Annotated in this window: 13 protein-coding genes; 2 read left to right on the plus strand and 11 right to left on the minus strand. The window is 31.9% G+C overall.

All coding sequences use genetic code 11. The annotated features are described in order from the left end of the window. Positions 1-9: 9 nt before the first annotated feature. Positions 10-393 carry a PUR family DNA/RNA-binding protein gene (locus C8C88_RS10345; protein WP_121338643.1) on the minus strand — a complete coding sequence of 128 codons (384 nt, stop codon included), beginning with the start codon at positions 391-393 and terminating at the stop codon, positions 10-12. A gap of 70 nt (positions 394-463) precedes the next feature. Next, positions 464-2,242: an ABC transporter ATP-binding protein gene (locus C8C88_RS10350; RefSeq protein WP_121338048.1), complete on the minus strand. Its 1,779-nt coding sequence runs from the start codon at positions 2,240-2,242 to the stop codon at positions 464-466. A gap of 265 nt (positions 2,243-2,507) precedes the next feature. On the opposite strand from C8C88_RS10350, the gene nusB reads away from it, so the two are divergent. Both nusB and yajC read left to right on the plus strand, forming a co-directional pair. Continuing rightward, complete coding sequence (gene nusB / locus C8C88_RS10355) at positions 2,508-3,419, plus strand: transcription antitermination factor NusB (RefSeq protein ID WP_121338644.1); 912 nt, start codon at positions 2,508-2,510, stop codon at positions 3,417-3,419. 28 nt (positions 3,420-3,447) lie between these two features. Beyond that, positions 3,448-3,720 (plus strand): preprotein translocase subunit YajC, encoded by a 273-nt coding sequence (gene yajC / locus C8C88_RS10360; protein WP_121338049.1) that lies wholly within the window; start codon positions 3,448-3,450, stop codon positions 3,718-3,720. 120 nt (positions 3,721-3,840) lie between these two features. On the opposite strand, the gene pepT is transcribed toward yajC, so the two are convergent. The 9 genes from pepT to C8C88_RS10410 form a co-directional block, all read right to left on the minus strand. After that, positions 3,841-5,085: a peptidase T gene (pepT, locus tag C8C88_RS10365; protein WP_121338050.1), complete on the minus strand. Its 1,245-nt coding sequence runs from the start codon at positions 5,083-5,085 to the stop codon at positions 3,841-3,843. Between the two features lie 483 nt (positions 5,086-5,568). Then, positions 5,569-6,795: a glycogen synthase gene (gene glgA, locus C8C88_RS10375; protein WP_121338052.1), complete on the minus strand. Its 1,227-nt coding sequence runs from the start codon at positions 6,793-6,795 to the stop codon at positions 5,569-5,571. Positions 6,796-7,038: 243 nt separating this feature from the next. After that, positions 7,039-7,485 carry an endo-arabinase gene (locus tag C8C88_RS10380; protein ID WP_121338053.1) on the minus strand — a complete coding sequence of 149 codons (447 nt, stop codon included), beginning with the start codon at positions 7,483-7,485 and terminating at the stop codon, positions 7,039-7,041. 9 nt (positions 7,486-7,494) lie between these two features. Beyond that, complete coding sequence (locus C8C88_RS10385) at positions 7,495-8,859, minus strand: alpha-amylase family glycosyl hydrolase (protein WP_121338054.1); 1,365 nt, start codon at positions 8,857-8,859, stop codon at positions 7,495-7,497. A 224-nt stretch (positions 8,860-9,083) separates the two neighbouring features. Continuing rightward, entirely contained in the window at positions 9,084-9,482 is a 399-nt protein-coding gene (locus C8C88_RS10390) for a response regulator (protein ID WP_121338055.1), read from the minus strand. A gap of 6 nt (positions 9,483-9,488) precedes the next feature. Continuing rightward, positions 9,489-10,595, minus strand: a complete 1,107-nt coding sequence (locus C8C88_RS10395; protein WP_121338056.1) for a PAS domain-containing sensor histidine kinase — start codon at positions 10,593-10,595, stop codon at positions 9,489-9,491. A 297-nt stretch (positions 10,596-10,892) separates the two neighbouring features. Further along, positions 10,893-11,807, minus strand: coding sequence for a cysteine synthase A (gene cysK, locus C8C88_RS10400; RefSeq protein WP_121338057.1), 915 nt, complete (start codon positions 11,805-11,807; stop codon positions 10,893-10,895). A gap of 175 nt (positions 11,808-11,982) precedes the next feature. Continuing rightward, on the minus strand, positions 11,983-13,371 hold the full coding sequence (gene lpdA / locus C8C88_RS10405; RefSeq protein ID WP_121338058.1) for a dihydrolipoyl dehydrogenase: 1,389 nt from the start codon (positions 13,369-13,371) through the stop codon (positions 11,983-11,985). A 157-nt stretch (positions 13,372-13,528) separates the two neighbouring features. Then, on the minus strand, positions 13,529-15,283 hold the full coding sequence (locus C8C88_RS10410) for an ABC transporter ATP-binding protein (RefSeq protein WP_121338645.1): 1,755 nt from the start codon (positions 15,281-15,283) through the stop codon (positions 13,529-13,531). Between the last annotated feature and the right edge of the window lie 70 nt (positions 15,284-15,353).

The following is a 15,353-nucleotide window of genomic DNA, read 5'->3' on the forward strand; positions in this document are numbered from 1 at the left end:
GATTATATATTAAATATCATCAAATTCGATATCTGTAAAGCTTGATGTTTGAGGGATTATTTCATCATCCTCTGTTTTATCAGAAACATATTCTTTTTTGAAATCTTTTTGGTGTCTTTCTGAAATAACTTCTTCTCCTTTGTGATTCAAAACATAAGAGGTCATTTCTCCAAGAATTTCTGCAAAAGCAGTAAAATCTTCTTTGTATAAATAAATTTTGTGTTTCTTGAAATGGAATGATCCATCTTCTTCAGTAAACTTTTTGCTTTCGGTAATTGTTATATAATAATCGTCTGCTTTGGTAGCTCTAACATCAAAGAAATAGGTTCTTCTTCCAGCTCGTAAAACTTTAGAAAATATCTCTTCTTTTTCTAACATATCATTTTCTCTCATAATCCTTTCTGTCAATTTTTTTGGTTTAATAGCAATCAAAAATCATAAAAATATATGGATTAAACAAAAATTATTGCAATTCTTTTTCTGAAAGTTGTTTCAAATATAGGGATGCATAATAGCCTTCTTGATTTATTAATTGATTATGAGAGCCTTGTTGTGTGATTTTACCATCTTCAATGATTAGTATTCTATCTGCATTTTTAGCAGATGAGATTCTGTGACTCACTATTATGGTAGTTTTATCTTTACAAATTTCATATAAGTTGTTCAAAATAGCTTCTTCGGTTTCTGTATCAACTGCAGATAAGCAGTCATCAAAAAGTAAAATGGCAGGATTTTTAATAATGGCTCTCGCTATAGAAACACGCTGTTTTTGTCCACCAGAAAGTGTGATTCCTCGTTCTCCAAGAATGGTTTCATATTGTTTGTTAAAACCAATGATATTATCATGTACAACGGCACTTTTTGCGGCAGCAATTACTTCTTTATCAGTAGCATTTTCTTTGCCAAATTTGATGTTGTTTTTTATGCTATCTGAAAATAGAAATGCGTCTTGCGGAACAATTCCAATGCTGTTTCTCAAATCATATAAGTTTAGCTTGCTAATCTCTTTGCCGTCAACATTTATTTCTCCTTCAGAAACATCATAAAGCCTTGATATTAGAGATAAAATAGTTGATTTTCCTGCTCCAGTTTTTCCTAAAATAGCTAATGTTTCTCCTTTTTTTACTGTAAACGAAATGTCTTGTATTGCTTTTATGTTTGTGTCTTCGTAGGTGTAACTTACATTTTTGAAAGTGATTTCGCCTTCAATTGAAGAGTGCTCTAGGTTTTTGTTTTTGATTTCAGGTTCAATTTTTAAGAACTCATTCAATCGTTTTTGAGATGCTTCGGCTTCTTGTACCATTGATGAAACCCAACCTAATGACGCTACTGGCCAAGTTAACATGTTTACGTACAAGATAAATTCAGCTATGGTCCCTATGCTTTTGATAGTTCCATCAATGTACATTAAACCTCCAAAATAAATAACTACTAAGTTACTTATTCCGATTAAGGCGAGCATTAAAGGACCAAAAAGGGATTGTACTCGTGCTAGACTTAAACTTTTGCTTTTGCTTTCGTTAGCTAAATCAATCATGTTGTTTTGATGCTGATTTTCTAGCGAATAGGCTTTTATAACTCGAATACCTGAAAATATTTCTTGTGAAAAACTAGAAACTTTAGATAGATATTGTTGGAAAATGGTGCTTCGAATATTGATTTCAGAACTTAGTTTAAAAATGGCATAGGATAATAGCGGTAAAGGTAAAATTGTATAAAAAGTCAATCGAGGAGAGACATTATACATATATGCAATCACTATGGCAAAACGGATAACTGTATTTATAGTATACATAACAGCTGGTCCTACATACATTCTAACTTTGGAAACATCCTCGCTAATACGGTTCATTAAATCCCCAGTTCTATTTTGTTTATAGAAGTTTTGAGATAAATTCTCATATTGTCTAAAAACTTCGTTTTTCAAATCAAATTCGATATGTCTTGACATAACAATTAAGGTTTGACGCATCAAAAAAGTTAGAAAACCTGCAATAATGGTTGTTCCAATAATCAATAAAATATTACTGACTAACTCTTCTTTAAAATAAGAGTTTAGGATTGGAGATGCTTTTTCATGAGCAGATAGCTTGTCAAATTTTTCGATTGCACCTAATGACTTGCTGATTAATTTTGGAGTAAACAAAGAAAAAATTTGAGCAACTATGGTGATGCCAATCCCAAGTAAAAAACTGAATTTATATTTGACAAAATATTTGTTTAAATAGCGTAATTCTTTCATGTTAGGGGTAATCGTTATTGACTTAATTCTTTGTTTTATGGTACTTCGGACAAAGATACAAGTTTAAACGTAAACTGGCACACTACTAAAATCTTAAAACGAATTGTTTTTAGATGCTTCATTAGTTTTTTGCTTTATAAGGAAATTTTTTGTCTTATTTTTTGAGGTTTAATTTTATTTTAAGGGATGAAATCCTTATTTTTGCAGACTAATTTATAAAAGTTCTTACAAGGTGGTAAATAGAAGACACATACGCGTTAAAGTAATGCAGTCCATTTATGCGATGCATCAAAACGGTTCTGATAATATGGAAAAAGAAGAAAAATTTCTTTTTTATAGTATCGATGCCATTCAAGATTTATACCTTATCATGCTTTCGTCATTGATAGAAATCTGTAAAAAAGAAACTGTCTTTTTGCATTTATCAAGCCAAAAACACCTAGCAACTCCTGAAGAGCGAAATCCAAACGAAAAATTCATCAAAAACAGTATTTTTCAAATTCTTGCAGAAAACAATTCTCTTAGTATAGCTTTAGAAAATCGTAAAATTAACAATTGGACTTTGAATGATGACTATATCATTCTGTTGTTAAATGCTGTTAAAGAAAGCAAATTGTATGCAAAATACATGAGTAATTCTGTTAACACATTTGAAGAAGACAGAGATTTTATTGTAGCTCTTTTTACAGAAGTGATTGTTCCAAACGAGAAATTATATGAATATTTAGAAGATGATAAATTAACTTGGGTGGATGATATTCCTTTGGTTAATACACATATCATTAAACAATTGAAAGCGATTAAGTCTGCTAATGACGAAAGTTTTAGAGTTCCAAAATTGTATAAAGACAATGAGGATAAAGACTTTGTTCGTGATTTGTTCAGAAAAACAATTTTGAATGAGCGTGAATTATCGAAAGAATATGATGATAAAACTCCAAACTGGGATAGCGAAAGAATTGCTGAAATAGATACCATAATACTTAAAATGGCTATTTGTGAATTTTTGAAATTTCCATCAATTCCTGTTAAAGTAACTTTAAATGAATATTTAGAAGTTGCAAAAGAATATTCTACACCAAAAAGCAGTATTTTTATCAACGGAATTTTAGATAATTTAGTAAAAGAATTACAGGCCAGCAAAAAGATGGTTAAAGTTGGTCGAGGTTTAATGTAATAACAAACAAAAAAGAAGAATTAAAATTATGGAACAATTAACTCAGTTTGCACCGTTTTTATTAATGTTTGTGGTAATCTATTTCTTTATGATTAGACCACAACAAAAAAGAGCTAAAGCCGAAAAAGAATTTGAAAGTAGCCTAAAAGTAGGGGATAGAATCATTACTAAAAGTGGACTTCACGGTAAAGTTTCTGAGCTTGCTGACACTACAGTTGTTATTGAAACAATGTCAGGAAAATTGAAAATGGAGCGTTCAGCTATTTCTATGGAAATGAGTGCCGCATTGAACAAAAAATAATTTTAGGTTTTCGATTTTAAAATAGTAACCGCAAATTCACAAACTTTAATCAATTAATTTGATATATATATATATAATTTGTGAATTTGCGGTTTTTTTTGCGGTAATTTTACTTCTTTTCTAGTTATTTCTTAAGGCGGTCAACTCTGCAATTTTTACAATTACTTGAACTGCTTTTTCCATACTTTCTACAGGTACATATTCATATTTCCCATGAAAGTTATGTCCGCCTGCAAAAATATTAGGACAAGGCAATCCTTTGTAGGATAATTGCGAACCGTCAGTTCCGCCTCGAATAGGTTTGATTAAAGGTTTAATTCCTAATTCGTTCATTGCTTTTTCTGCAATATCTACAATATGTTTTACAGGCAGCACCTTTTCTTTCATATTGTAATATTGGTCTTTTATTTCTGCTATAGCAATGTCTTCGCCAAATTGTTTCGCATATTTTTTATTGATTTTTTTGGTGATTTTTTCAATTAGTTCTTTGCGTTTTTCGAATTTTTTCTTGTTGTGATCACGGATAATAAGTTCTAGAACGGTTTCTTCGATGCTTCCATTTAAGTGATGAACGTGAAAAAAACCTTCGTAACGACTGGTTGTTTCCGGAGTTTCATCTTTTGGTAATTCATTGATGAAATGATTTGCAATCAGCATTGAATTAATCATTTTCCCTTTGGCATAGCCAGGATGAACACTTTTTCCTTTGAAAATAATTTTCGCTCCAGCGGCATTAAAATTTTCATATTCTAATTCGCCTACTTGACTTCCGTCCATAGTATAAGCCCAGTCAGCATTAAATTTTTCTACGTCAAAATGATGTGCCCCGCGACCAATTTCTTCATCTGGAGTAAAACCAATTCGGATTTTTCCATGTTTAATATCAGGATTTTTGATTAGAAATTCCATTGCGGTAACAATTTCAGTAATACCAGCTTTGTCATCTGCGCCAAGCAAAGTAGTTCCATCAGTAGTAATCAGAGTTTGACCTTTGTAAAGTAATAAATCTTTAAAATAACTAGGAGAAAGTACGATGTTCTTTTCTGAATTCAATAGGATATCACCACCGTCATAATTAGTTATAATCTGAGGTTTTACATTTGCTCCGCAAAAATCTGGAGAGGTATCAAAATGAGATATAAACCCAATAGTTGGAACCTCATAATCGATATTGCTAGGTAGTGTTGCCATAATATAGGCCTTGTCATCAATAGTTACCTCTTGCATTCCGATGGATTTTAATTCTTCGACCAGTTTATTGGCAAGATTCCATTGTTTTGAAGTGCTTGGCGTAGTTTCTGAATTTGAATCTGATTTAGTATCAATAATTACATAGCTTATGAATCGATCTATAATATGTTGCATTTATTTAATTTTTTAAACAAAGATAATGATTTTTTGAGGTGCTTTTTTCAGAGAAATAATAACTGCTGTTTCTTTTTCTTATTTTTCAAAAATCTAAATTTAATGAAGAAAAACCTATTAAAGGATGTGTGATAATGTATAGTTTTAACTTAAAATTGCAAAAAAAACCGTTCTGAGGATTAGAACGGTTTAGGATATTGTTTTATTTTTCTTTTACTAAGATTAGATATTTCCAAGGCGCTAGCGTAAAGATATAGTCACCTTTAAGAACGTATTCAGTATTTGAAAACGGCTCTTTAAACTTTCCTTTTTGATATTTAGAATTTAAAAAAAGGCAAAAATTATTTTTAATAACGTCTTCATAAAAATGATTTTTTAAAACATAAAAACACAAAATTATTAAAATAAAGAAATCCGCTTTGTCTGTTTTTTTAACATGACAAAACGGATTATTTATTATTAAAACCGAGGGCTTTTATTGTTTTAGGCCTGTTCTTTTTTGAATCTTAAAATGACTTCTTGGTAATAATCAAAAGTAGTTTTAGCAATTGATTCCCAACTAAATTTTTTCAACACTCGAACGCGACCTTCCTTACCCATTTTGGTTGCTAAAGCTTCATCATCAAGAAATAGATTAATTTTAGTAGCAAAGGCTTTTTGAAAAGATTCAGGATCTAATGGATTAAAATCAGTTCTTGAAACACTTTTTAGAGGAATTAAATATCCAGTACTTCCTTCTACAATAATTTCTGGTATACCACCAACTAGGCTTCCAACAACAGGAGTTTCGCATGCCATAGCCTCTAGGTTGATGATTCCAAAAGGTTCATACAAAGAGGGACAGGCAAAAACACGGGCATGGCTGTATAGTATTTTTATTTTGTCACGAGAAAGCATTTCCGAAATTAAGATTACACCATCTCGTTCTGCTTTAAGTTCTGTTATTAAAGCTTCTGTTTCTGCAGCAATTTCCGGTGTGTCTGGTGCTCCTGCACACAGAACAATTTGGCAATTCTTATTGAAATATTTGGCAGCAGATATAAGTTGAGAAATTCCTTTTTGGCGCGTAATACGACCTACAAAAAGCACAAAAGGAATATCTGGATTTATGCCACATTCTAAAAGAAAGTTGTTATCAAAAGTAGGTTTGTAAAACTCAGGATCTATTCCGTTATGGATTACTGTTACTTTTTCTGGAGCAACATCGTAAGCTTCAATCACATCTTGCTTCATTTGTTCGCTTACCGCAATGACACCATCAGCAGTTTTATAGGCTTTATCTTCTATCCAACGAGAAAGAAAATAACCATTACCTAATTGTTCCACCTTCCATGGGCGATGCGTTTCTAAACTGTGTGTAGTTAAAATAAGAGGCACTTGCAACAATTCTCTTGTAAACACACCTGCTAAATGGGTGTACCAAGTATGGCAGTGAATGACATCTGCCTGAGGTGTTGCTTGTGACATTTCAACATTTCGACTTAGATTATGAAACATTTTTATATGTTGATTTTCCTTGTCTTCCATTTTAGTTAAACAAGAATTGATACCAAGCACATTCATTGTAGAAGTGTTCTCCTTTTGGTCACCAAAACAACGTACTTCAACCTCGCCTAATTTGGCTAATTCTTGACTAAGAAAATCAATATGAACACCTGCGCCACCATAAATATTTGGGGGAAATTCGTTTGAAAAAAGAGCTATTTTCATTTTGGAATATATTTTAGTTATGATTTTTTAAAAGTGGTTTGATAGTATTTGCACAAAAGAATTTCTTATGATTCTGATAAATTTAAGAAATAAAATTTTACATCCAAAATTTATTACAAAAATGAAGCTCTAATTGTCAAATTAAATTCTAAATCTGGCTTTACTAAAAATATAGCTATAAAAAAACCTCGTTTATTTGTGTAAACGAGGTTTGAAAGTAGTGGTTTAATTTTTGCTTTGGAATTATTCTTGTTTATAGATATGAATAGACTGGCCTACTAATTTCCATTGTCCTTCTATTTTTTCTAGCATTCTAATTTCATAGGATAGGGTTTTCTTTCCCTCTTTTGATGTTGATTCTTCATCATGACTTACCCAAGCACTATTGCCATTGATGCTCATTTTATAGTTAGTATTTACTGAAAACCCACCATTTCCCATGTTTTCTGGTTTGGTGTCAATCATTGCAGTTGGTGGTACATCAAAAGATTTACCTTCTGTGGTTGATATCAATATGCGACTGTAAGGTTTTACATACCAACATTCTGTGTGGCCTTTGCTATCTTTTGCTCGCCATGTAGCTGATTCTTTTTCTAATACTTTTATGATGTTTTTGGATTCATCAGAATTTTGACTGTAGCTTATCATATTAATTAGCAGAATAAGACAGAAGGTTAATTTGAATTTCATAGTTAATTTTTATTTTGATTTGTATTCATAGATTGTATATCCCCAAGGTTTCATTTTAGTTTCTTTTGAACTTATCACTTCCGTACTACCTTTGAATACATTGAATGCTTTTCCAATTAAATTATTGTCTTTTATGGATATAGGTTTTTCCGTTCCTGAAAGATTCAGAATTACGAATACTTTTTCATTATTTTTTTCTCTAACATAAGCATAAATTGCTTTTTCATCACCTACTTGGACTTTTTTGAAAGAAGCATCAGCAGATAGCGCTATGTTTCTTTTTCTAAGATTTAATAATGTTTTATAAAATGCCTCTCGTTGAAAGTTTTTAAAAGATATTGGATCTTTATCAAAAAACTTTAAAGACCTCAGAACAGGTTCTTCTTGACCACTATAAATTAGCGGTACACTGTTTTTCATAGTTTGACTAAATACAGCAAATGGAGCATGTACTATTCCAGGAAAAATACCAAAATCGGCATTGTTCCAACTGTTTTCATCATGATTGCTGGTAAAATACATTTGGATAGTATTTTTTGGATACATGCGATCATTTTCAGCATTAATGCTATCTAAACTAAAAGCAGGTCTTTCTCCTTTAGCTACTTTTCCCATCATCTTGAACATATGCCATGGGTAAACCGCATCAAAACCGCTTTTTGGCAAATAGGTGCTGTCACCTTCTGCAAGCATGAATACATTTTTCAATTTCTTTAATTCAGGAATTGATTTTTTCCAGAAATTAGCGGGTACATTCCAAGCAACATCACATCTAAATCCGTCAATATCCGTTTTTTCAACCCAATATTTCATAGCAGCAATCATGCTGTCTTGCAAAACAGGATTTTTATAATCTAACTGGCGTGTATCCGCCCAGTCTACTGCCATTGCAGCTTTTCCAGTACTGTCTTTTACAAAAAAGTCAGGATGTTGTTTTAGCCAGCGATGATCGGCTCCAGTATGGTTTGGAACCCAATCAATAAGTACTTTCATTCCTTTATCATGGATGGCTTGTACCACATTCTTAAAATCTTCGATTGTTCCAAATTCTGGATTAAGAGCGGTATAGTCAGAAACTGCATAATAGCTTCCTAAAGATCCTTTTCTGTCTACTTTACTAATTGGATTAATAGGCATGAACCAGATTGTTTCTACTCCCATAGCCTTTAATCGATCTAAGTGTTTTGCAAATGCATTTAAAGTCCCTTCTGGGGTGTATTGTCTAACATTTACTTCATAGATGTTACCTTGCATAATCCAAGCAGGATGCCCATCAATAGTAGCAGAATCGTTATTTTTTAATTCGTTTTTTTGGCAACAAACCAATGAAAAAATGAAAAATAAAATAAGAGAAGATGCGTAAAACTTTTTCATAGAAAAAAATAATTTTGATTAAAATGATATGAATGGCTTAGCAATAGAACCTTTTTTGTTAGATGTAATTGTGTCTAAAAGAAAATGGGTTTCTATTAGTTAAAACGAAGTTAAGAAAAAAGAATGTATAATTTATTGAAATTAAGTCGGGAGAATTAGATTTTGTTAAGGGGAATTGTTGTTTGATATTTTTTAAAAAAAATATTTCCTGATAAGTTGTTTATTTATAGATTTTTAATCAAATGAATAAATTTATCTTTTGTTATAGGTTTTACAACATAGTCAGTTACCTCACTTATGTTTCTTGCTTTTTGAACATCAATAGGATTTACAGATGAAGATACGATATAGATATAAACTTGCTTGCCTATATTAGGTTTTAATAAAAAATAATTTTCAAGAAATTCCCATCCATCCATAACCGGCATTGTTAAATCTAACAATATTATTTCAGGTAAAAGTTCTGGACTATCAATAAATGATTCTAAAAATTGAATAGCTTCTTTACCATTAGAAAATGTTTTTATTAGCTCTACTAAGCCAGTCTGTTCTATTGTTTTTTTTGCGATAAATTGATAGACATCATCGTCATCAACTATATAAAGGGTTTCGAATTTTTTCATGAGTTCTTAGTTTTTGTTAAACTGAATGTAAAAAGTACTTCCTGTATCTACTTTACTTTCAGCATAAATCGTTCCACTCATCGCTTCAACTTGGGTTTTTGTTATAAATAATCCAAATCCTTTTGCATCTGGATTTCCATGGAATGTTTTTCTAAGACCAAATAATTTAGACGCATTATTTTTCATATCCATTCCTAAACCATTGTCAGTTATTTTTAGAAAAATACTGCCGTTTTTAAGATAAGTTTTAATATTAATAATTAATTGACGTTCGGGTGAGCGGTATTTAATAGAGTTGCTCACTAAGTTGTGCAAATAACTAAGTAAATATTTTTTTGGATAAATAATTCTGGGAGCCTCTTCAAAATCACTTATGATTTCAATATTATGATTTACTATATCTAGATTTAAAATTTCTAAAACTTTAGACAAACAATCGTTAAAAGACACATCTTCTTTTGCTATTTCAGTATCTTGTCTTACCTGAAGCGATTCAACAAGCTCGTTGAATGTTTCATTCAGAATATTCACAGGTTTACTTAGTTTACTAGCTAATATTTTTTGTTCTTCAAAGGTTTCACACTCTTCAATCATAGAAGTAAGCAATAAAAGATTGCTAAGCGGTGCTCTTAAATTATGAGAAACTATGAAACAAAAGTCTTCTAATTGTTGCGTTCGTCCTTTTAAATCAATTTCTTGTTTTTTTTGTTTTGTAATATCAAAACGAATAGCAACATATTGATATGGTTTACCATTCTCGTTGAGATACGGGACAATAGTAGTTGACACCCAATAATAAGTATTGTCTTTTGCTCTGTTTTTGATGTCACCTCGCCATACTTTTCCCTGGCTAATGGTTTTCCATAAATCTTTGAAAAAATCAGTATCATGGTATTTAGAATTTATGATACGGTGATTTTGTCCAATTAATTCTTCTTTAGAATATTTTGAAATCTCGCAAAACTTGTCGTTTACATAAATAATATCACCTTTAGTGTCTGTTATAGCGACTATAGCAGATTGATCTAAAGCTATTTTTTGCTGTTCTAAATCAGAAAAAACACTTTCAAGATATTTAAATAGTTCTAATTTATTGGGCTCTTGTTTTAACATATAACATCTGTTTTAGGGGGATATTAACTATAGTTTATGTAAAAAAGGCATGATTTTTTTAGGAATCTTCTACGTAAAGATACTTTTAATTATTTATAAAAGATGAATTTGAAAAGTTAAAATAAATGGTATCTGTCTGTTTTTTAAAGTTTTAATTATTAAAAAACGCAAAACAGGAGATTGTTATTTCAATACTAAGTATAAAAGGTTACATAATTTAATTTGGAAAAATGTATTTCTATAAAAAAACCGATTCGCTTTTACAAATCGGTTTTAAAGTTTGTTTTTGGGTGATTTTTATTCAAATAAGCCTTCAATGCTCAAATAACGTTCACCAGTATCGTAGCAAAACGTAAGTACTTTAGCATTTTCGGGTATTTCAGCTAGTTTTTTTGCAACAGCCGCTAAGGATGCACCAGAAGATATTCCTAACAATATTCCTTCTTCTTTAGCAGCTCTTTGCGTATAAGAAAAAGCTTCGTCTTTACTCACTTGAATAGCTCCATCTAGAATATCAGTATGTAAGTTGGTTGGAATAAATCCAGCTCCAATTCCTTGAATAGGGTGGGGAGAAGGGGAGCCTCCACTGATTACAGGAGAAGCTTCGGGCTCAACAGCAAAGACTTTTAAATTAGGATAATGTGCTTTTAGTATTTCAGCACAACCTGTAATATGTCCTCCAGTTCCGACGCCTGTTATCAAATAATCTAAACCATCAGGGAATGCTTTTATAATTTCCTGCGCAGTAGTTGTTTTGTGTATTTCAATATTAGCTGGATTTTCAAATTGTAATGGAGACCATGCATTAGGAATTTCTGTAGCTAATTCTTGTGCTTTTTCGAGGGCACCTTTCATGCCTTTTTCACGAGGAGTAAGTACAAATTCAGCTCCATAAATGCTCATTAATCGTCTTCTTTCAACAGACATTGATTCTGGCATAACAAGAATTAATCGGTATCCTTTTACGGCAGCAACCATTGCAAGACCAATTCCTGTGTTTCCAGAAGTTGCCTCTATAATAGTACTGTCTTTTTTTAATAAACCTTTTTGTTCCGCATCTTCAATCATTGATAGCGCAATTCTATCTTTGATACTTGCTCCAGGATTTGTTCGTTCTAACTTAACCCAAACTTGATGTTTTGCACCAAAGAGTTTGTTGATTTTTACATGAGGCGTATTGCCAATAGTTTCTAGTATAGTATTGTATAGCATTAGATTGAGTTTTAAATTGATAGTAAATATAACTCACAATTAGCAATATGCAAAACCAACACTTGTTAATAATTCCACATTTTTTAATTTTTAGGATAAAAAAATCCGATTAGTTCTACACCAATCGGATTTTTGTTTTTTATATAGCCTATTGGCTAATGCTTTTGTCTACTTATTACAAGTGAATTACTTCTCCGTAAGCATCCGCTACAGCTTCCATAACCGCTTCACTCATTGTTGGGTGAGGGTGGATTGATTTTAGGATTTCATGTCCAGTAGTTTCTAGTTTACGCGCTACAACTGCTTCAGCAATCATATCAGTAACACCAGCACCAATCATGTGACATCCTAACCATTCACCATATTTAGCATCAAAAATTACTTTTACAAAACCATCAGGAGTTCCTGCAGCTTTTGCTTTTCCTGAAGCTGAGAAAGGGAATTTACCAATTTTTAATTCGTATCCTTTTTCTTTAGCTTGTTTCTCAGTTAAACCTACAGATGCAATTTCTGGTGTAGCATACGTACAACCAGGTACATTTCCGTAATCAATAGGTTCTACATGAAGACCAGCAATTTTTTCTACACAGTTGATTCCTTCGGCAGAAGCTACGTGAGCTAATGCTTGACCAGGAGTAACATCTCCAATAGCGTAATATCCAGGAATATTAGTTGCATTGTAAGCGTTAACTAATATTTTATCTCTGTCAGTAGCAATTCCCACTTCTTCTAAACCAATATTTTCGATATTAGTTTTAATACCCACTGCCGAAAGTAAAATATCAGCTTCAAGAACTTCTTCTCCTTTTGCTGTTTTAACAAATGCTTTTACACCAGCACCAGTTGTATCAATTTTTTCTACAGAAGAATTAGTCATGATTTTAATACCTGCTTTTTTCAAAGAACGCTCAAATTGTTTTGAGATATCCTCGTCTTCAACAGGAACTACATTTGGCATAAATTCTACAATAGTAACATCAGTTCCCATTGCGTTATAAAAATGAGCAAACTCAACTCCAATAGCTCCAGAACCTACAATAATCATAGATTTAGGTTGTGTAGGCATAGTCATAGCTTGACGATATCCTATTACTTTTACACCATCTTGAGGTAAGTTAGGCAACTCACGGGAACGAGCTCCAGTAGCTATGATGATATGATCCGCACTATATTCAGTAACTTTTCCTGCTTTATCAGTAACGTCTAATTTTTTACCTGGTTTGATTTTACCAAAACCGTCAATGACATCAATTTTATTTTTTTTCATTAAGAATTGAACTCCTTTGCTCATTCCTTCTGCAACACCTCTACTACGATTTACTACCGCAGAAAAGTCTTTATCAAATTCAGAAACAGTCAATCCGTAATCAGAAGCGTGTTTTAGATAATCAAAAACTTGGGCTGATTTTAGTAATGCTTTCGTTGGGATACATCCCCAGTTCAAACAAACTCCACCTAAATTTTCTTTTTCGATTACGGCTACTTTAAACCCTAATTGCGAGGCTCTGATAGCAGTAACATATCCTCCAGGACCACTTCCTAAAACTATAATATCGTATTTCATTGGTATATGATTTTTTACTAAATTAATTGATTTTGCGAATTTAATGATTTATTCTGTTTTGAGAAAGTTTCAAAAGGAATAAAGTAATAAACTAACAAATTTTCGATAATCCCTTATTATTTTAAAAACAGAGATTGGTTTGTGAGTCGTTTATAATTTAATTTGCAACCGAAAATTGAGAATCATATAGGTTTTTATAATACCCAGTTTCTCTATTGATAAGTTCTTGATGTGTTCCTTGTTCTACAATTAAACCTTTGTCCATTACTACAATTTTATCTGCATTGACAATTGTTGCTAAACGATGCGCAATAACAATCGATGTTCTCCCTTCTGTAATAGTTTCGGTAGCACGCTGAATCAGTTCTTCAGAATAGGTGTCTATAGAAGAGGTTGCTTCATCTAGAATCAAAATACTTGGATTGCTAACAAACGCACGTAAAAAAGCAATCAATTGGCGCTGTCCGGATGACAACATAACACCACGCTCTTTTACATCAAAATCATAATTGTCGGGTAAACTCATAATAAAATCATGAACGCCAATTTTTTTGGCTGCAGCCAAAACTTGTTCCCTTGAAATTTCAGGATTATTTAAAGTAATATTATTGAAAATTGTATCTGCAAAAAGGAATACATCTTGCAGAACTACCGCAATTTGTCTGCGCAATGAACTCAAGGTATAATTTTCAATATTATGATTGTCAATATAAATAGAACCGCTATTAATTTCATAAAAACGATTCAGTAAATTGATAATTGTTGATTTTCCTGCTCCTGTAGAACCTACAATAGCAACGGTTTGACCAGCTGCAACTTCTAAATCAATTCCTTTAATCACTTCTTCATCTGGAATGTAGCTAAAACGAACCTCTTTGAAGGTTATGTCTCCTTCAAAAATTGGCGCCTCTACCATTCCAGTATCTTGAATTTGGTCTTGAGTATCTAAAATTTCAAAAACACGATTTGCCGCAATCATTCCTAGCTGCATCTCATTAAATTTATCTGCAATTTGGCGTAACGGATTAAACAACATTCCTATAAACATCGTGTAAGCTGTCAATTCTCCCAAAGTAGTAAAAGAGCTTCCACCTATAATTTCAAAACCACCATAAACCACCACAAGTCCTAATGTGATAGAAGATATAATATCAGCAATTGGAAAGAAAATGGAGTTGTAAAGAATCGTTTTTATCCAAGCTTTTTTATGTTTATCATTAATATCTTTGAATTTTTCGTACTCAATTCTTTCACGGTTAAATAGCTGAACAATCTTCATTCCCGTAACGCGTTCTTGAACGAAGGAATTCATATTAGCAATTTGAGTTCTTACTTCCTCAAAAGCAATTTGCATTTTCTTTTGAAACAATCTAGTGAAATATATTAAAATAGGCATTGCAAACACTACGATTAGCGACAATTTCCAATTCATCCAAAACATAATTCCCATACAAACCACCATTTTCATCAAGTCACTGATAATCATAAATAAACCCTGACTAAAAATACGTGCTATGGATTCAATATCCGAAACAGAGCGGGTGACAAGCTGACCTACTGGAACCAAATCAAAATATTTCATTCGGAAGCTCAACAAATGCTTGAATAATTTTTTTCGAATATCTTTTACAATATCTTGTCCAAGCCAGTTTGCCCAATACACAAAGTAAAATTGAGAAAAAACTTCACACAAAAGAACAATTCCCATAGCAGTCACATACAATAAAAGCCCCTGCTGATCATGCGGTTTTATGTAACTATCAACAGTTTGCTTTAGTAAATAAGGACGCAAAGCCGCAAAAACTGATAAGGAAATGGCAAAAGCAATCACGCCTCTAAAACGCAATTGATAAGGTTTAGTATATTGAAGAATTCTTTTGAATAATCGGGTATCGAATGCTTTTGCTTTCATTTTTTTTTTGGAGCTATTTCCTGCTATCCGTTTCAATCTTATTTATTTGCCAAAAAAAGCAAATAAATAA

The sequence above is a fragment of the Flavobacterium sp. 123 genome (assembly GCF_003634825.1).
Lineage (GTDB): Bacteria > Bacteroidota > Bacteroidia > Flavobacteriales > Flavobacteriaceae > Flavobacterium.